Origin of the sequence: Natrialba swarupiae (assembly GCF_008245225.1) — an archaeon.
Lineage (GTDB): Archaea > Halobacteriota > Halobacteria > Halobacteriales > Natrialbaceae > Natrarchaeobius > Natrarchaeobius swarupiae.
Genome location: NZ_VTAW01000046.1, coordinates 1 through 17,970, shown reverse-complemented (window position 1 = coordinate 17,970; position 17,970 = coordinate 1). Strand labels below are relative to the sequence as shown.

19 protein-coding genes are annotated in these 17,970 nt (G+C 63.0%); 5 read left to right on the top strand and 14 right to left on the bottom strand.

Annotation, left to right across the window (positions count from 1 at the left end):
- Nucleotides 1-142: 142 nt before the first annotated feature.
- The 8 genes from leuD to FYC77_RS19130 all read right to left on the bottom strand — a co-directional run bounded on the left by leuD (nucleotide 143) and on the right by FYC77_RS19130 (nucleotide 8,542).
- Nucleotides 143-784, bottom strand: coding sequence for a 3-isopropylmalate dehydratase small subunit (gene leuD, locus FYC77_RS19165; protein ID WP_149083102.1), 642 nt, complete (start codon nucleotides 782-784; stop codon nucleotides 143-145).
- Complete coding sequence (leuC, locus tag FYC77_RS19160) at nucleotides 781-2,202, bottom strand: 3-isopropylmalate dehydratase large subunit (RefSeq protein ID WP_149083101.1); 1,422 nt, start codon at nucleotides 2,200-2,202, stop codon at nucleotides 781-783. The genes leuD and leuC overlap by 4 nt, the downstream gene beginning before the upstream one ends.
- Entirely contained in the window at nucleotides 2,199-2,498 is a 300-nt protein-coding gene (locus tag FYC77_RS19155; RefSeq protein ID WP_149083100.1) for a hypothetical protein, read from the bottom strand. The genes leuC and FYC77_RS19155 overlap by 4 nt, the downstream gene beginning before the upstream one ends.
- A gap of 5 nt (nucleotides 2,499-2,503) precedes the next feature.
- Nucleotides 2,504-3,562, bottom strand: coding sequence for a ketol-acid reductoisomerase (gene ilvC / locus FYC77_RS19150; protein ID WP_149083099.1), 1,059 nt, complete (start codon nucleotides 3,560-3,562; stop codon nucleotides 2,504-2,506).
- Nucleotides 3,555-4,232, bottom strand: a complete 678-nt coding sequence (gene ilvN / locus FYC77_RS19145; RefSeq protein ID WP_149083098.1) for an acetolactate synthase small subunit — start codon at nucleotides 4,230-4,232, stop codon at nucleotides 3,555-3,557. The genes ilvC and ilvN overlap by 8 nt, the downstream gene beginning before the upstream one ends.
- A complete protein-coding gene (gene ilvB / locus FYC77_RS19140) occupies nucleotides 4,229-6,052 on the bottom strand; it encodes a biosynthetic-type acetolactate synthase large subunit (RefSeq protein ID WP_149083097.1) in 1,824 nt (607 codons plus the stop codon). Before ilvB ends, ilvN begins: the two co-directional genes overlap by 4 nt.
- A gap of 320 nt (nucleotides 6,053-6,372) precedes the next feature.
- The gene (locus tag FYC77_RS19135; protein ID WP_238387044.1) at nucleotides 6,373-7,581 is read right to left on the bottom strand and encodes a LeuA family protein; all 1,209 of its coding nucleotides are present in this window, start codon (nucleotides 7,579-7,581) and stop codon (nucleotides 6,373-6,375) included.
- Between the two features lie 367 nt (nucleotides 7,582-7,948).
- A complete protein-coding gene (locus FYC77_RS19130; protein ID WP_149083095.1) occupies nucleotides 7,949-8,542 on the bottom strand; it encodes an AsnC family transcriptional regulator in 594 nt (197 codons plus the stop codon).
- Between the two features lie 146 nt (nucleotides 8,543-8,688).
- On the opposite strand from FYC77_RS19130, the gene FYC77_RS19125 reads away from it, so the two are divergent.
- The gene (locus tag FYC77_RS19125) at nucleotides 8,689-9,144 is read left to right on the top strand and encodes a ferritin-like domain-containing protein (protein WP_149083094.1); all 456 of its coding nucleotides are present in this window, start codon (nucleotides 8,689-8,691) and stop codon (nucleotides 9,142-9,144) included.
- A gap of 258 nt (nucleotides 9,145-9,402) precedes the next feature.
- Nucleotides 9,403-9,696, top strand: coding sequence for a DUF5779 family protein (locus tag FYC77_RS19120; RefSeq protein ID WP_149083093.1), 294 nt, complete (start codon nucleotides 9,403-9,405; stop codon nucleotides 9,694-9,696).
- Nucleotides 9,697-9,729: 33 nt separating this feature from the next.
- On the opposite strand, the gene FYC77_RS19115 is transcribed toward FYC77_RS19120, so the two are convergent.
- Complete coding sequence (locus FYC77_RS19115; protein ID WP_149083103.1) at nucleotides 9,730-10,413, bottom strand: VOC family protein; 684 nt, start codon at nucleotides 10,411-10,413, stop codon at nucleotides 9,730-9,732.
- Nucleotides 10,414-10,525: 112 nt separating this feature from the next.
- On the opposite strand from FYC77_RS19115, the gene FYC77_RS19110 reads away from it, so the two are divergent.
- Together FYC77_RS19110 and FYC77_RS19105 are read left to right on the top strand one after the other, a co-directional pair.
- Nucleotides 10,526-11,203, top strand: a complete 678-nt coding sequence (locus tag FYC77_RS19110) for a hypothetical protein (RefSeq protein ID WP_149083092.1) — start codon at nucleotides 10,526-10,528, stop codon at nucleotides 11,201-11,203.
- 163 nt (nucleotides 11,204-11,366) lie between these two features.
- Nucleotides 11,367-11,789 carry an MPN domain-containing protein gene (locus tag FYC77_RS19105; protein ID WP_149083091.1) on the top strand — a complete coding sequence of 141 codons (423 nt, stop codon included), beginning with the start codon at nucleotides 11,367-11,369 and terminating at the stop codon, nucleotides 11,787-11,789.
- A 423-nt stretch (nucleotides 11,790-12,212) separates the two neighbouring features.
- Here the strand turns inward: FYC77_RS19105 and FYC77_RS19100 are convergent, their stop codons facing one another.
- A complete protein-coding gene (locus tag FYC77_RS19100) occupies nucleotides 12,213-12,422 on the bottom strand; it encodes a ribbon-helix-helix domain-containing protein (protein ID WP_141466254.1) in 210 nt (69 codons plus the stop codon).
- A gap of 98 nt (nucleotides 12,423-12,520) precedes the next feature.
- Between FYC77_RS19100 and FYC77_RS19095 the strand changes: the two genes are divergently transcribed.
- Entirely contained in the window at nucleotides 12,521-12,850 is a 330-nt protein-coding gene (locus tag FYC77_RS19095; protein ID WP_149083090.1) for a DUF5789 family protein, read from the top strand.
- A gap of 7 nt (nucleotides 12,851-12,857) precedes the next feature.
- On the opposite strand, the gene aglJ is transcribed toward FYC77_RS19095, so the two are convergent.
- The 4 genes from aglJ to FYC77_RS19075 all read right to left on the bottom strand — a co-directional run bounded on the left by aglJ (nucleotide 12,858) and on the right by FYC77_RS19075 (nucleotide 17,748).
- Nucleotides 12,858-13,871, bottom strand: a complete 1,014-nt coding sequence (gene aglJ, locus FYC77_RS19090) for an S-layer glycoprotein N-glycosyltransferase AglJ (RefSeq protein ID WP_149083089.1) — start codon at nucleotides 13,869-13,871, stop codon at nucleotides 12,858-12,860.
- Between the two features lie 249 nt (nucleotides 13,872-14,120).
- Entirely contained in the window at nucleotides 14,121-15,428 is a 1,308-nt protein-coding gene (aglM, locus tag FYC77_RS19085) for a UDP-glucose 6-dehydrogenase AglM (RefSeq protein ID WP_149083088.1), read from the bottom strand.
- A gap of 39 nt (nucleotides 15,429-15,467) precedes the next feature.
- Nucleotides 15,468-16,205 carry a UTP--glucose-1-phosphate uridylyltransferase AglF gene (gene aglF, locus FYC77_RS19080; RefSeq protein WP_149083087.1) on the bottom strand — a complete coding sequence of 246 codons (738 nt, stop codon included), beginning with the start codon at nucleotides 16,203-16,205 and terminating at the stop codon, nucleotides 15,468-15,470.
- Between the two features lie 97 nt (nucleotides 16,206-16,302).
- On the bottom strand, nucleotides 16,303-17,748 hold the full coding sequence (locus FYC77_RS19075; protein ID WP_149083086.1) for an oligosaccharide flippase family protein: 1,446 nt from the start codon (nucleotides 17,746-17,748) through the stop codon (nucleotides 16,303-16,305).
- Between the last annotated feature and the right edge of the window lie 222 nt (nucleotides 17,749-17,970).

Below are 17,970 nucleotides of genomic sequence, written 5' to 3'. Positions count from 1 at the left end.
AGCCAAAACAGCCATCACAATGGAGGTGTCAACTGAAGCTACCAGAGGCGAACTCTAGACGACTTTGGGACGGGACCAAATAATTCGTTTAGGAAAACTGTACGATGACCAAAACTACGCTCGAGCGGATCGAGAGACGAGCCTACTCCGCGTCGGGGATCTGGCGCTCCTCGACGTACGGCAGTTCCTGGGCTTTCTTTCGGACCTCGCCGGCGTTTGACTTCATCAGCGCCGTCGTGTCCCAGACGCCCTCGACGAGCGCTTTCCGCTGGGCGTCGTCGACGGTGACGTCGATCGTCTCTCCCCCGTAGGTGACGGTCTCGGCTTCGACGTCGATCTCGAGTTCCCCGTCGGGGTTCTCGTCGACCCACGCCTGTAACTCCTGGATCGTCTCGCTGTCGGCGGTGACGGTCGGGATGCCGAGTGCCAGACAGTTGCCCGCGAAAATCTCGGCGAAGCTCTCGCCGATGACCGCGTCGATCCCCCAGCGCATCAGCGCCTGCGGGGCGTGTTCGCGCGAGGAGCCACAGCCGAAGTTGCTGTTGACGACCATCACCGACGAATCCATGAACCGCTCTTCGTTCATCGGGTGCTCTTTGGGATCGTCGTTCTCGTCGAAGCGCACGTCGAAGAACGCGAACTCCCCGAGGCCGTCGAACGTAACGACCTTCATAAAGCGGGCGGGAATGATCTGGTCCGTGTCGATGTCGTTGCCACGGATCGGAACACCCGATCCGGAGACGTACTCGACCTCCGGAATCTCGACGTCGTCAGCGCCGCTCATGCGGTGGTCACCTCCTTCAGGTCGCGTACGTCAGTCACTTCGCCTTCGAGCGCCGCCGCAGCGACCATCTGCGGGTTCATCAACACGGTGCGACCGTCCTTCGAGCCCTGCCGGCCGACGAAGTTCCGGTTCGAGGAGGAGGCACAGGCCTCGTCGCCCTCGAGTTGGTCCTCGTTCATGCCGAGACACATCGAACAGCCGGCGTTTCGCCACTCGAAGCCGGCCTCCTCGAAGACGTCTTTGAGGCCCTCCTCCTCGGCGGCCCGCTGGACACGCTGGCTGCCGGGAACGACGAGTGCACGGACGTCGTCGTGTACCTCCCGTCCCTCGACGATCTCTGCCGCCCGACGAAGGTCGGGCAGACGGGCGTTCGTACACGAGCCGAGGAAGGTGACGTCTACCTCGTAGCCGTCCATCGTCTCGCCGGGTTCGACGCGCATGTGCTCCTGGGCGCGTCGGGCGGTGTCCTGTTTGTCCTCGGGGAGGTCCTCCGGGGCCGGAATCGGCTCCGTGATACCGACCCCCTGTCCGGGGGTCGTCCCCCAGGTGACGACCGGCTCAAGTTCGTCGGCGTCGATCGTGACGACGTCGTCGTACTCCGCGTCGTCGTCCGACCGGATCGACTCCCAGTACGGTTTGAGCTCGTCGAACGTCTCGGGGTTCGCCTGGAAGTAGTCGGTCTCTTCGAGCCACTCGTAGGTGGTCTCGTCGGGGTTGACGTAGCCCGCGCGAGCGCCGCCCTCGATCGACATGTTACAGATCGACATCCGACCCTCCATGCCGAGACTCTCGATGGCGGAACCGGCGTACTCGTAGACGTAGCCGACGCCGCCTTCGGTGCCGAGTCGGCGGATGATCTCGAGGATGACGTCTTTCGCCTCGACGCCGTCGCCGAGTTCGCCGTTGACTTCGATCTTGCGCACCTTCTGTTTCTCGAAGGCGAGCGTTCCGGTCGCGAGCACGTCGCGGATCTGGCTGGTGCCGATCCCGAACGCCAGCGCGCCGAAGGCGCCGTGCGTACTCGTGTGGCTATCGCCACAGACGATCGTCTTGCCCGGCTGGGTAATTCCCTGTTCCGGACCGACGACGTGGACGATCCCCTGATCGCCAGAGTCGGGGTCGGAAAAGTCGATCCCCGCCTCGCGGACGTTCTCCTCGAGTTCGCTCATCATCTCCTCGGCCGCGTCCTCCTCGTAGGGGCGGGACTGATCGGCCGTCGGAATGATGTGATCGACCGTCGCGTGCGTGAGTTCGGGGTAGGCGACCTCGAGGTCGCGTTCCTCTAACATCCCGAACGCTTGCGGGCTGGTCACCTCGTGGATGAGGTGGAGGCCGATGAACAGCTGATCCTGCCCGGTCGGCAACTCGGTTACCTTGTGGTTCTCCCAGACCTTGTCGTACAGCGTCCTCTCACTCATTCGTCGGCACCTACGGGTCGTTTCCCGCGTTCGAAGACGCGATTTGCGGTCTCCGCGTCGTGTGGCGGCGTGTGATCGACGCTCGCCATCGTTCGCTCGCGCTGTTCGTCAGATCCCGCATCCGTCGCTTTCGATCGGTCGCCGTCGGATCGGCTCTCCGACGGGGATCGTTCGCCGCCGTCGGTGGCGACGACCGGACCACGGGTGAACAGGCGGCCGGCCGTCTCCCCGGTGTGGGGGTTGGTGTGGCTGATGTCGGCCATCGTTTCTCGATCCGTATCCGTCTCTCGTGTCATCGTGGTCACTCGTTGGCTTTCACGCGTGTGCGTTCGTCGTCAGATTCGGTCTCCTGTTCGCTCTCTTCCCACGCGAACAGCGCGCGGAGTCGCTCGCCGACCTCCTCGATTTCGTGGTCCTTCTCGGCCTGGTTGAGCTGGGTGTACACCGGCCGGTTGGCCTGGTTCTCGGCGATCCACTCGGTCGCGAACTCGCCGTTTTGAACCTGCTCGAGGACCTCCTCCATGTTCTCGCGGACGTGATCGTCGATCACGTCGTCGCCACGGGTGAGGCCGCCGTACTCGGCGGTGTCGGAAACCGAGTCCCACATCGCGCCGAGTCCACCTTCGTACATCAGATCGACGATGAGCTTCATCTCGTTCATGCACTCGAAGTAGGCCATCTCGGGGCTGTAGCCGGCGTCGACCAGCGTCTCGTAGCCGACCTTGATGAGTTCGGCGATACCGCCACAGAGGACGGCCTGCTCGCCGAAGATGTCGGTCTCGGTCTCCTCGCGGAACGTCGTCTCGACGACGCCGGCGCGGGTACAGCCGATGCCTTTCCCGTAGGCGAGTGCACGCTCTTTCGCGTCGCCGGTGTAGTCCTGGTAGATCGCGAGCAGTCCCGGCGTCCCCTCGTCGCTCTCGTAGTTGCGGCGGACGAGATGACCCGGCGACTTCGGCGCGATCATCGTCACGTCGACGTGTTCGGGCGGCTGGATCTGGTTGTAGTGGATGTTGAAACCGTGGGCGAACTGGAGGGTGTTACCCTCCTCCAGGTTGGGTTCGATCGCGTTCTCGTAGACCGTCGGCTGGACGGTGTCCGGAACGAGCACCGAGATCACGTCCGCCTGGGCACAGGCTTCCTCGGGCGTCTCGACGGTCAGTCCGTCTTCTTGTGCCGCCGCCCGCGAGGAGGAGTCCTCGCGGAGACCGACGATCACGTCGACGCCGCTCTCGTGGAGGTTCAGCGCGTGTGCGTGGCCCTGGCTTCCGTAGCCGAGGACGGCTACCGTGGTGTTCGCGAGGTACGATTCGTCGACGTCGTCGTCGTAGTAGATCTCAGTATTGAATTCGTCAGTCATCGGTCTGTGTTTGCGTATAGGTTTGTGCTTGGTTCGCCGTCTCGGCGGACGATACCTCGGTGGCCGACCCGGGGCCGGCCGTCTCGGCAGTGCCGCGGGCGAGCGCCGTCGTTCCGGTCCGAGAGATCTCTCGGATGCCGAACTGACTGAACGTCTCGATCGCAGCGTCGATCTTCTGGCGAGCGCCCGTCACTTCGAACGTCGCCGTTTCCGGACTCGAGTCGACGGTTTTTGCGCCGTACATATCCGCGACGGCGGCGACCTGGTCCGGTCGCTCGGCGTCGACTTTCACGAGCGCAAGCTCTCGGCGCATCGCGTCGGGTGCAAGTTCGCGGACGCTGATAACCGGCACCAGCTTCCGCAGCTGTTTCTTGATCTGGTCGATTCCCGGATCGGGTTCCTCGACGACCATCGTAATCCGAGCGCGGTCCTCGTCGGTCGTCGGTCCGACGGTGAGGCTCTCGATGTTGAACTGCCGTCTCGAGAACAGCCCCGAAGCCTCGGCGAGCACGCCGGGTTCGTGTTCGACCAGTGCCGAGATGACCGTGCGTCGTGGCTCGTGGGTTGCCTCGACTTCGGGGTCGATGCGGATTCCCTGCTCGTTGCGCCGGCCGGCTGGCGTCGGTCGCTCCTCCGGTGGCGGCCCCTCGAGTCCACGTTTCGGACTCATAGCTGATCCTCCGTCAGGGCGAACTGGCCGTTGTCGCCGCCGCTTGGCACCATCGGGTAGACGTTGGCCTGTGGGTCGATGTGGGCGTCGATCACCGACGGTCCGTCGTAGGCGATAGCCTCGGTGATGGTGTCGGCGACATCGTCGTAGTCGTCGATGCGGTACCCCTGCGCGCCGAACGCTTCGGCGAGCTTGTCGAACTCGGGCATCCAGCCGTAGTCCGATGCGGAGTGGCGTCCTTCGAAGAAGGCGTCCTGCCACTGTCGGACCATGCCAATGTACTCGTTGTTGAGCACGACGACCGTGATGTCTAAGTTCTCGCGGACGGCCACGGAGAGTTCCTGCAGCGTCATCAGGAACGAGCCGTCGCCGTCGATACAGACGACCTCCTGGTCGTCGTCGGCCGCAAACCTGGCCCCGATCGCTGACGGGAGGCCGTACCCCATCGCGCCGAGACCGTGACTCGAGACCCACGTTCGAGGTTCGGTGTAGGTCCAGTACTGGCAGGCCCACATCTGGTGTTGGCCGACGCCGGTCGTGACGACCGCGTGGTCGCTCGTAGCCTCGTCTAACGCCTCGACGACGAACTCGGGCCGGACCGGTTCGTCCTTGGGGGCGTCGTAGGCCATCGAGTAGTCGGATTTCCACTGCTGGCACTGGGCGCGCCACTTCGTCGCCTTGGGCGACGAGTCGACGGCCTCGGCCAGTTGGGAAACGACCGTGTCGGCGTCGCCGACCAGCGGGTAGTCGGCGTGGATGTTCTTCGAGATCTCCGCGGGGTCGATGTCGACGTGAATGACCTCCGCGTCGGGGGCGAACGTCTCGATACCGCCGGTCAGGCGGTCGTCGAAGCGCGTCCCCACCGCGATCAGCGTGTCACAGTGGGTGATCGCCATGTTGGCGTAGCCGGTGCCGTGCATCCCCGCCATCTCCATGGCGAGTTCGTGATCCTCCGGGAACGCGCCGATCGCCGGCATCGTCGTGATGACCGGAATCTCGTGTTCGATCGCGAACTCCCGGCAGACGTCGGTGGCTTCGCCCTTGATGACGCCGCCGCCGAGTAACATGGCAGGCCGGTCGGCGTTCTCGATGCGTTCGGCCGCCGCCGTGACGATCTCGGGATCGGCCCGTTCTTGGACCTCGTAGGTGTCGGGCACGCGCGGGTCGTCGGGTTCGCGGTCGGTCTCGGCGTTCGTGACGTCTTTGGGGAGGTCGACCAGGGTCGGTCCGGGTCGGCCCTCGCGAGCAAGTGCGAACGCCTCGCTGACGTCGCTTCCGACGCGGTCCGGCTCCGACGAGAAGGTGTTGTCCTTCGTCACCGGCGTCGTGACACCGACCGTGTCGGTCTCCTGGAACGCGTCGTTGCCGACGAAGTCGGTCGCGACCTGCCCCGTCAGGGCGACCAGCGGATCCGAATCCATATCGGCGTCCGCGATTCCCGTCACGAGGTTGGTCGCGCCCGGACCCGAGGTGGCGAGACAGATACCCGGCTCGCCGGAGACGATTCCGTAGGCGTCGGCCGCGTGGGCCGCACCCTGTTCGTGGGCCATCGTCACGTGGTAGATCTCGGAGTCGTAGAGGGCGTCGTAGACGGGCATGATCGCACCGCCCTGGACGCCAAAGGCGTACTCGACGCCCGCGTTCTCGAGTGCGCGGACGACGGATTCCGCACCCGTCGTGACGGGCGTCGGAGTCGGTTCCGTGGTCGCATCGGAGTCGTGTTCGTCTGCGTCGTCGGCCGTCGACTCGTGTTCGTCGTGCTGTTCGTCGGGGTGGTGTTGTTCTTCTGGTTGTGTGACCGGTGAAGCGCGTTCGCTCATCGATTATCTCCCGCCGCTGTGCGGCGATCCGTTGGTTTCGGTTGTGCGTGTGCTGTCATTTGTTGTCTGCGTCGTCGCTTCGAAAACGGTGCGGACCTGAAACCGGAACGACGGAGTAAGAGTGAAGGGGCTAGACCGCCCCTACAATACGAATCGGAGCGAGCGCGCTGGTGCCGACCGTGCGAACGGGCTGGCGAGCGCGTCGGGTCATCGTTATTACTGTAGTAATGCCGAGGTTGATAACTGTTGTGAGTCTCTCCGCGCGGATTCGAACGCTGTAGCCGGCGCTCGCGAACGGTGGCAAACGGGGAGGCCATCCCTTAGATGCGCACCTCCTCCTGGCCCTGCCGGCGTTCGACGCCGGCCTCTTCGGCAAAGCGCTCTAAGTCGTCGACCGTAACCCGGCGTTTTTCCGCCCCGTAATCTTTGACTCGGCGGGTTACCGCTCGAACTTCCTCGTCGGTCGGATCGAATCCACACTCGAGAAGTCGTTCCCGGACCGAGTGGGTGCCGGTGTGTTTCCCCATGACGAGTCGGCGTTCGGCACCGACCATCTCCGGGGTCATGACGCCGGGTTCGAAGGTATCGGAGTTTTCGATGACGCCGGCGGCGTGAATGCCGCTCTCGTGGGAGAAGGCGTTGTCACCGACGATGGGTTTGTTGCCCGGCGTCGGCATCCCGCTTTTCTCCTCGACGACCTCCGAGAGTTCGATGATACGCGTCGTGTCGATCCCAGTATCACACTGGTAGAGCGATTCGACGGACATCACGAACTCCTCGTAGGCGGCGTTGCCCGCGCGTTCGCCGATCGAGTTGACTGACACCTGCGCTTGGTCGGCACCCGCTTCGATGCCGGCCAGCGCGTTCGCGGTGGCCAGGCCGAAGTCGTCGTGGGTGTGGACGTCGATCCGGGCGTCGGTGCGAGCACTGACCTTCTCGATCATCGCCCGGAACCGACCCGGCGTGGCGACGCCACAGGTGTCGGGAATGTTGATCCAGTCGGTTCCTGCCTCGGTGACCTCCTCGATCACTTTCATCAGGAACTGTTCGTCGGTTCGCGTCGCGTCCATCGGCGAGAACATACAGATCGCTCCCGCGTCTTTGATGCGTTCGACCGACTCGACTGCGCGCTGTACGACCTCGTCTCGCGTCGCGTGCATCGAATCCTCGATCTGGACGTCGCTGGTACTCACGAACGTGTGTACCATCTCGACGCCGGAGTCGAGTGCCGCCTCGATGTCTTTGTCGACGACGCGGGCTAACCCGCAGGTCGTCGTCGACGTCGAGGATGCGATGTCACGAACGGCTTCGAACTCCGCGTCGGAGTTGACCGGGAAACCCGCCTCTATGACGTGGGTTCCCATCTCGTCCAGAATCGCGGCGATCTGCCGTTTGTCGTCGTACGAGAACGACGTTCCGGGCGACTGCTCGCCGTCCCGGAGGGTGGTATCGAAGACACGTGCTGACTCTATTTCGTCAGTGGAATCTAACGTGCCCTGGAAGAACTCGACCCCCCTGACTGGGATCAGAGGATGAGCTGTCTTGTGAAGACATTGTATCCGATTCGAGGCGCGACGACGTATATAAAACTACCGCTGTTTCGACCGTCTAGTGCCGTGATATGCCACCGCACGGAGACACACGCACTCAAAAATCGCAGTACATCAACGACCTTATACAATTTATATCGACTAGTATCATACCCGCCCACTACCGGTTCTCCATTGCATCGATCTCTCTCGAGGATATTATTCCGCCGGTGAGTGGTCGAAACGCGCCCCGGTTCGTCGGCGCGCGCTCGCGACTGGACGGGCGGTCAGCCCCAACTTGTTCTCGGGCTAGTGTATTTCCGAACGTCCAATTCTCACTCTATATAGTGAGTGATTGGCCACTAATTCACTCGAGTGCGTCGCGGTGGGTTTCGTACTGGGTGACGTACCGGTCCTCGCAGGACGGACAACAGAACGTCTTGAGTTCGCCACCGACCGTCGCCGTGACGCCGTCGTCGACGATTTCCTTTCCACAGACGACACACTCGAGTCCGAATCCGGTTGCCGAGAGGCCGATAGTTCGGTCCGATCGTGCGAGCACCGTAACGTCGTAGCTCCGGACGAGTTCGAGGTTCAGTCCGGACTCGAGCCACGAGCGAACGTTCGTATCCGGGAGAGTCGCGTGGACGACGATGCGTCCGTCGATTCCCTCGAAGATGCCTTCGATCCCCTCGAGGTCCGTCGCCGCGGCGTAGACGTCGTCGACGGCCGTCGGAACGGGATCGAGGTCGACGAGCACCGGGCTCTCACCCCGGAGTTTCTCCCGGTCGACGTCGATCGTAAACCCCTGGATGATCCCCTGGTCCTCGAGGCGTGAGGTGCGATCGGAGACCGCCGGCGGCGTCAGCCCGACTTGTTCGGCGATCTCCTTGTACGGCCGTCGGGCGTCCTCGGTGAGGAGTTCGAGGATCTCGAGGTCCGTCTCGTCGAGATTTCTCATGCCGGACAGTTGGAACGCCCGGAGTAAGAGTGTGTCCCGATTCGCGACGGCCGGTGCTGGATCTGACCGCCTCCCCGAGCAGAAGCCCGGACTCGCGGTCGCAACGTGTTAGCATTTTATCGCAGGTCGTGGTCGGATATACTGCGATGACGACAGACGAGATCACCGACCTCCTAACGGAGGCGTACGTCGACGAACTCGAGACCGTGATGAACTATCTGACGAACGCAATCGTCTTGGACGGCATCCACGCCGAGGAAGTCAAAGAGAGCCTCGAAGAAGACGTCCAGGAGGAACTCGACCACGCGCGCATGCTCGGCGAGCGCCTGAAGCAACTCGAGGAGTCGCCGCCGGGCTCCGAGTCGTTCGAGGCCAGCCAGTCGAGCCTGCAACCGCCCGCGGACACGACCGACGTCCGGTCGGTCATCGACGGCGTTCTCGAGGCCGAAGACGAGGCGATCGAAACCTACCGGGCGCTCGCCGACGCGGCCGACGACGCGAACGATCCGGTCACCGAGGACGTCGCGGTTGGCATCCTCGCCGACGAGGAGGCACACCTCACCGAGTTCCGGGGGTTCAGAAAGGAGTTCCCGACGGATTGATCGGTCTGCTGGCCGTCGGCGACGGTACAACCGCACTCTCCCCGGGTTAGCACCGGAGCAATCGGCGAACGGGACGCGGTTGCGCCGGAAGTAATTGACAGCAATCCGTATGATACGGACCGCGATGAGTCGGTACCGGTCGATCGCACGCCGGTCTGCGATCGCCGGCAATCAGTAACCCAGACCGTATGAGTCCCAACGAGTGCGTCGAGGGTGGACAGAGGAACGTTTTTGCCACCGCGCTTCGAGACAGCCTGTATGAGCGATTTCGACCTCGACCTCCGGACGGTCGAGGAACACATCGACGACGAACTCGAGATCGAGGGAAGCATCGTCCTCGGCGTTCTCGACGGGACGACCTCCGACGACGAGTGGCTCGAGACGATCTCGAAGGGGAACGTGCTGATGCTGTGTGTCGACGGCGACGTCAACGAACTGGCAGCCGGCTTCGCACGAGACGTCAGGGAATCGGGCGGCAACCTCGTTCACTTCCGCGGATTTCTTCTCGTGACCCCGCCCGGCGTCGACGTCGACACCGAGCGACTCTCTTGACCCCGCTCGGTTTTCCATCACGGTTCGAGGTCGTCAAGAGTGGACGGTGAGAACGTGACCGTCGGGGTCACGAACGACGACGCGGTCGTCGGTCTCGGCGTCGACCGACCGGACGCGATCGCCGACGGCCTCGAGGACGCGAGCCGGATCGTCGGCCTCGAATCCCAGGTCGACGTGGACCCCGCCGCGGGCGTCGGCGAGACCGAGGTGGGGCTCCCAGAGTTCGAGCGCCACCGGTCCGTTCATCCGAACGCGTCGACGATCGTCCCCGACGTCGGCCGTCTCGAAGCCCAGGTCGGCGTAGAACTGTTCGGACCGGTCGAGGTCTTCTACCTCGAGGACGACCTCGAAGATACCGTCGATCCCCGGTCCAGCGACGCGTTGCTGGCCGAGTTCGACGCAGTTGCCGTCGGGGTCGTAGAGGTACAACGACGTCGCGGAGCCGAACTGGTGTTCCGTCAGGTCGGCCGTCTCGCCGAGTCGATCCCACCAGTCGTCGTACTCGTCGTACGGAATCGAGAACGCGTAGTGGGTGTGGAGTCCGCCGCGAGGATAGCTCTCCGGTCGCCGACAGACGAGATCAGTCTCGCCCGCCGCGAAGACGATCTCGCGTTCACGGCGCGAGCGGACGTCCATCCCCAGCGTCTCGGCGTAGAACTCCCGTGCCTGCTCGAGGTATTTGACCTCGAGGGCAAGCCAGGCGAGTCGGGTGAGCATACCGATGGCTACTCGCGGTGTCATGATAGAAGCGTCGCCCACCGGGGACGTCGGTGGGCCAACGGGCCGCCGTGTCGTACGTTTATACCGCGACGGTCCGTAACACGCACGTATGGCGTTTCGCGTCGACGAGCGGGCGACGGACTTCCGGGAGATCGATCGGTACGACGGCGGCGTCGGCTGGATCGCCCATCCCGACGAGCGGATGGAACGTGCGAGTCACGCCCTCGAGGTCGACGGCGGGCTCTGGCTCGTCGATCCGGTCGACGCCGACGGGCTGGACGAGTTTCTGGCGGAACTCGGCCCGGTCGCGGGCGTCGTCGTCGTGCTCGACCGACACAAACGCGACGCCGCATCGATCGCGAACCGTCACGGCGTCCCGGTCTACCTCCCACGCTGGTTCGAGGGCGTCTCCGAGGAGATCGACGCCCCGGTCGCCCGATTTACCGACGAGATCTCGAACACCGGGATTCGGGCGTACACGCTCGTCGACAACCGATTCTGGCAGGAAGCCGCTCTCTACGATCCGACCGACGACACGCTCGTCGTTCCCGAATCGGTGGGTACCGCCGAGTACTTCCTGGCCGGCAACGAACGACTCGGCGTCCACCCGATGCGCAGACTCTCCCCGCCACAGGAACGCCTCGGCGGGTTCGAGCCCGACAGAATCCTCGTCGGACACGGAACCGGCATCACCGATTACGTGACGTCGACACTCGAGCACGCGCTCTCCGGTGCTCGACGCCGAGCGCCCCGACTCTACGCGAAGGCGATCTGGAACCTGCTCTGACGTGGGCGTCCCTCCGTCGTCCGGACGCAACGCCGGGTGAAGTCGTGCCATCGAACTCGTACCGGAACGAGCACCACACTGGAACCAGAGACGCCAGTCCGAACGGAGACTACATCCGGACCGTTGGGCATACAGCTAACTGTGAGCCGACCTTAGGGGACGTATGGTCTACATCACGCGTGCGCTCGTCGACGTTCTCCTCGACCTGGCCAGCGACGCCGACCCGGATCGCGTGACGACCGGCGTCTCGGTAACGCCCGCCGGAGAACTCGAGGGGGCCGGCGGGGTACCACCCGAGACGCCCGTCTTCACCGACTTCTTCCTTCCCGATCCCGGGAACTCCGTCAACGCCGTCTTCGGCGTCGACCTGTCGACGCCGGCACGGCAGGCACAGGGTCAGTTCGTCTCACACCCTCTCCGGGAACTCGAGGTGACGAAACGAGACGATCTCGCACAGGTGATCTTCGTCGCCGTCCCGCCGTGGACGACCGACGACGATTCCTTCGGGGCGTTCGACCGCAACGGCGACCGCAAACCCCTGGAGATCATCGACGCACACCCACCCGAACAGTCGTTGTCCGACTGAGGTCGGCGAACGAACATCGGCCGACTCACCGTTCGCCTAACTCTCTGTCCATCCACTTTCCCGTTCACGCGACTCACACACCCACCTCCCCGTTCACGCGACTCCCAGTTCACCCGCCTCTCTCGACACGTGCCGTTCCAGTACCGGCTTCGGCGGCTCGCTCCCGCAGCAACCGCCGAACTCGAAAAAAGACGAATCGGTGCGTGTTAGCTACCCGACGGGGTCGGAAAGCCCCCGTCGATGATTCGGTCGACGATTCCTCGGCTCGGCCGATCGTCCTCCTCGTCACCGTCGTCCGACGGGAAGCTCGGAACGTGTGGCATGACGTTCGACCTCCGTCAGCGGCTACGGTCTCGAGGCGGAAAATAGCTACGTCGGCTACCCCCAGCCGCGTGTGATCGGTTTCGAACGGCCCGTCACCGATCACTCGAGGTAGCCCAGCCCCCTGAGCTGCTCGGTGATCTCCTCGAACTCCGCCTCCGTGAGCTCACCCTGTTTCTGATGTTGGATGACGATGCTCCGAAGGAGAAACCTGACGAGGTCGCTGGTGCTCTGAAAACTCGTCCCTTCGATCGTCTCGTCGACGCGCTCGGCCAGGTCCTTCGGAATCGAGACCGTGGTGTACTCGGTCATATACGGTACTCCGTCGCAGGACCCAAATGCGTATCGACAGCCGCGATACACCGTCGTGGTTCGTAGCGATTTTCATATCGGGGCCCGAAGCGGACTGTATGGGTGTTCGGCCACCATCGAGCGGCGACGACGAGGAACCCGAGAGCATCGAGTTCGGTATCGCGGCTGTCGACGCACGTCTGAAGAGGTCCGACCTCTCTTTTCCGGCGACGAGAGACGACGTCGACGCGGAACTCGGCCACGAGCGGATTCCGTACAACGTCCACGGCCACGACGTCGCACTCGGCGAGATGCTCGCCGAGATCGAGACGGACGAGTTTCGCTCCCGTCAAGAGCTACTGAACGAACTCCACCATCCGTTCGAGGAGTACCGCAAGGAACACTCCGGCGGCGTCATCCAGCAGGTTCGATCGATGCTTCCGTTCTAATCCCTGCTCACTTTTCGTCCCGCTCGCGGCCCTCTCGGGTGATCTGCTCGAGGCGACGGCGCTGTTCCCGATGTAACGTGACGAGCATATCAGAGAGCACCCCGAACATGAGCAACTGGACGCCAAGAAGGATAGCGGCCGCGGAGGCCAGCGCCAGAATTTCGTGGCCTACTCCGTATTGGACCCACCGCCAGAGGACGTACGCGCCGAGGAGTCCACCGGCGGCGATTCCGGAGACACCGAGACTGCCAAAGTAAAACAGCGGGTTGTTCGTCTTCGCGAGCGAGTACAGCGCCAGGATGATCGTCCCGCCGTCTGTGACCGGGTGAAGGTTCGTCTCCGATTCCTCCGGCCGGGCGCTGTAGCTGACCGGAACGACCGTCGTGTCGACGCCGTGTTTCACACACTCGACGGCGAGTTCCGTCTCGATCGTAAACCCGTCCGAGTCGAGCGAGAGCCGTTCGAACGACTCCGTCGTAAACGCTCGATACCCCGAGAGAATGTCGTCGTAGTCCGCCCCGTGAATGAACCGAAACGAGCGGTTGATCAGCCGGTTGCCGAAGCCGTTCAACGCGCGCATCGCGTCGTCGTCCATGTCGGCGAACCGATTCCCGATCACGTGCTCGTATCCACGAGAGAGGGGCTCGAGCATCCGTTCGGCGTCGGCCGGATCGTACGTCCCGTCGCCGTCGAGCATCAACACGTAGGGGACGTCGATGTACTCGAGGGCTTCCCGGACCGCCTGTCCCTTCCCGTCGCCGGACTGGACGAACACCTGTGCGCCACGATCGCTCGCGATTTCGCGGGTGTCGTCGCTCGAATCACCGTCGACGACGACGACGTTCGTGTACCCGTGCTCGTAGAACCCGTCGATCACGTCGCCGATCGTGGCCGCCTCGTCGAGCGTTGGAATGAGGACACAGACCTCCTCGGGCGAGATCTCGCGCGTCCTCGACTCGCTCATAGTGAGGACCTCCCCGCCGCGCTCGAGCGTGTTCGCGCGGGCTCCGTCATTCTCCATCGCCAGCCACTCGTTGGCGGGAGCGCAAAAGCGTACTGATACGTATATTCACGAGTTACCGCGCGTTGCACCGCGACGGGACCACCAACCGCGACCTGAATTACCATACTCGCGGCCGACGCGGTCGCCGACGGAGCCACAATCGAACACGAGGCGACAATCGTTTCGAACAACGTGGACGGCTTTCGAGCCCTCGGTGTTCCGGGAGAATCGTACCGCTGACTACCTAACTCATCTTCGTCGTCGTCCTTACCAGGTTAACCCCTCGTACACCTCGAGTTTCGTCTCGTCGACGTCGATCCGCCGACCGTCGACGACGACCCGGCGTGCCATCCCGTCGAACGAGAGGTCGTCGAACGCCGGCCAGTCGGTCGCGACGACCGCGCCGTCGGCGCCCTCGAGTGCGTCCTCGGCCGAGTCGGCGTACTCGGCCTCGAGGTCGGGGTAGCGGTCGCGGACGGTCTCGATCGCGACCGGATCGTACGCGACCGGCGTCGCGTCATGCGCGCGGAGGTGAGCAATCACGTCGAGCGCTCGGGACTTCCGGACGTCGTCCGTTCCCGGTTTGAACGCCAGTCCGAGGACGGCGATTCGGGCACCATCGAGATCGACGTGATCGGCGAGCAACTCGACGAGTCGCCGGGGCTGGGCGTCGTTGACCGTGACGACCGCATCGAGCAGTTTCGGTTCGTACCCCTGCTCGCGTGCGCCGGCCCGGAGCGCGTCGACATCCTTCGGGAAACACGAGCCACCCCACCCCAGTCCCGAGCGCATGAACCGCTCGGAGATCCGATCGTCGAGGCCGACCGCCTCGAGCACCTCGTAGGTGTCCGCGCCGTACTCCTTCGCGACGTTGCCCAGTTCGTTGACCAGCGACACCTTCGCCGCGAGGAAGGCGTTGTTCGCGTACTTGATGAGTTCGGCCTCGCGAACGTCGGTCTCGACGAGGGTCGTCTCCTCCCGTTCGAGGATCGGCGCGTAGAGCTCTCGGAGCGTCGCCGCCGCCCGCTCGCTCGTCGCGCCGACGACGACCTTGTCCGGCTCGAGGAAGTCCTCGACCGCCGTCCCCATCCGGAGGAACTCCGGGTTCATCGCGAGGCCGATCTCCTCACCGATTCGACTACCGGTTTCCGCCTCGAGGATCGGTCCGACGACCTCCTCGGTCGTCCCCGGAAGCACCGTACTCTTGACGACGACGAGATGGTCCTCGTCTTCGGTTTCGAACTTCTCGGCGAGCGCCTCGCCGAGCATCTCCGTCCCGGCCCGCATCGGGGCTAACTCGAGGCTGCCGTCGTCGGCCTGTGGCGTCGGCAGACAGAGGAGGGTGAGATCGGTCTCCCGGACGGCCGCGTACTCCGTCGTGGCCCTGAGTCGGCTCCCCGCGTGCTCGGCGATCCGCTCTGCGAGTCCCGGCTCGTGAATCGGCGCTTCCCCCGCGTTGATCGTCTCGACGACGTCAGTGTCGATTTCGACGTTGACGACGTCGTGTCCGAGATCCGCGAGACAGGCCGCGACGGTCGTCCCGACGTAGCCGCTGCCGACGATAGAGACGTTCATACTGGAGGGACGACGGGCGCGTGTTAGTCGTTTTTGGGTTCACTCCGCGGGCGACGCTTCCGTCAGAGTCTGCTCGAGGCGCCCCTCGGCCCGCTCTCTGTCCTCCGGGTAGCCGACGTCGATACGCCAGCCGTCCATGCGGATCGCGTCGATCGTCCTCCCGGACTGGATCAGGAGATCGATCGCGTCGGGGAGTTCGTACTCGCCCCGGTCGCTCGGTTGGACGAGGTGACAGGCGTGGAAGATAGCCGGCGTAAAGGTGTAGAAGCCGGTCATGACCAGGTTCGAGGGTGGATCGTCGGGTTTCTCCATCACCTCGACGATCTCGCCGTACTCGTTGGTGTCGAGCACGCCGTACCGGGAGGCCTCCTCGTAGGGGACCTCCTCAACGAGGAAGGCGGCGTCGGCGCGGTCTTCCCGCTGGCGGTTGATGACGTCCGCGAGGTTCGCCCTGAAGATATTGTCCCCCAGCATGAGCACGAAGTCGTCGTCGACGTGTGGCTCGGCCTGGAGGATTGCGTGAGCGAGACCCAGTTGTTCGCGCTGGTGGGTATACGTGATGGGGACGTCTTCGTACTCGTCACCGTAGCGTTCGATGATCTGCTCTTTCTGGTAGCCGACGACGACGACCAACTCGGTGACGCCGATCTCGAGGAGGTTGTCGAAGACGTCCTCGATGAGCGGTTTGCCGTCAACCTCGACGAGGACCTTCGGCTTATCTTCGGTCAGCGGCCGAAGGCGGGTACCTTTGCCCGCGGCCAAGACGACTGCTTGCATGTCCCGAATGGTTCTGACGCGCTACCATATACTTTGTGAGCGCCGATGTCGCCTGTACAAATACGTAACGACAGTAGCGAATCAGTGATACGATTTCTCAGCCGGCGATCGGTACGTCGGATGGAAGGTTTCGACTGATAGTGGTGCGAATGCGCCTCGAAATGAGGATCAGGATCACGAAGTAGATCGCCGCACCGAGACCGACGAGGAGAACTACGAAAGCAAAATTGTAATCGTCGACCCAGGTCAGATTCGCTTCGCCGAACGCTCGAGCAAGATACACGACGCCGCCCATACTAACGGCGGCGATCCACTGGCGTCCGATCTCACCGACCGGGAGTCGAACGTCGATGAACTGCCGACAGTAGTAAAGCGAGAGGACGAAACCGATGACGGCCGAGGAAGCCGTGGCGATTGCGGCACCAAACCAGCCGATCGAGTAGACGAGGACGACGTTGAGGACGACGTTCGCAACGATGAAGATTCCGTTCGCTCGAAAGGCGAGATCTGGACGATCGATTGCATTGAGAGTGTTCAACAGCTGTTTCGTATAGGTGTAGATGGTCAGGCCGACGAGCAAGATCACGAGAATCCAGTGTCCGATATCGAATCCGGAACCATACACCAGCAACAGCCGATCACCAAGAATCGCCGCACCGACGACGCCGGGAACGAGAAAGAATCCGGCAAAGGTGAGCGCATCGTCGGTAAGAGTTTCGATCATCTCCATCTCCTCCTGGGCCGATCGTTTGCTCATCTCCGGAAAGAGGGTCTTCTGGATCGCACTACCGAAGATTTCCAGAAATTTGGAGAGAGAGTAGGCAACAGCGTAAATCCCGGCAAACCCAGCTGGTACGAACAGTCCGAGGATGAGAATGTCCGCTTCGCTGAACGTCTTCTTTCGCATACTTCCGAGCCAGGAGAACTTCGCGAAGTCGAACAGTCGAACGACGTGTTGCCATCGGGGACGAACGAAGCTCGGCCGAACGATCCACAGGCCAATCGTGGCCATTACAGCAGTTCCGAGAGCGTGGCCGAGGAGCATACCGGAAAGCTCCCAACCAACGACGACGAGTGCGACCATTGCCACACTCCTCCCCGCCTCCCTCAGCGTACTGAGCGGCGCATAAATGTGGACCATGTGACTTCCCTTGAGGGCAGCGTTGACCAGACCGGTAAAGATCGAGACGATCAACAAGAGAACGACGAACTCCGCGACCGGTTGGCCGACGTAGTCGTTTACTTGGTCTTGGAAGACCAGTATTCCGGTTGCGACGACGAAGGTGAGGACTGTCTTTATCAACGTCCCCGCTGCAAGATACGCGTCCGGCTCTTCGCCCTCGCTCATCCGCTTGATGATCGCGTTCCCGAATCCGACCCCTTTTACGAGTCCGAGCCACGAAACGAGTGCAAGCGTGATGGCGTAAAACCCGTATATCTCCTCCCCCAGCGTTCGCGTCAAGTAGATCGTCGCAAAAAAGCCGATTCCGGAGGCCACGAACTTCGAAAGTGCATAAATAATGGAGGTTTGACCGAGACGCATGTGAGTCGTATCGGTTGGATGTCCGTCGGAACGAACTAAGCAGTTTCCACTTCCGACTCTATAGTAGCCACTGCAAGTCATCGCACACCTGATCGCCAGACGGGGCGGCGGTCAGTGTGTAAATCGTTGCAGTTGTTACTATAGTGAGCGTGTCATAGAATCGATCACAGGGTTTTGAGCTTCGTACGTCCGGGATTGTGTCCTCTTTCGTAGTTGGTGACT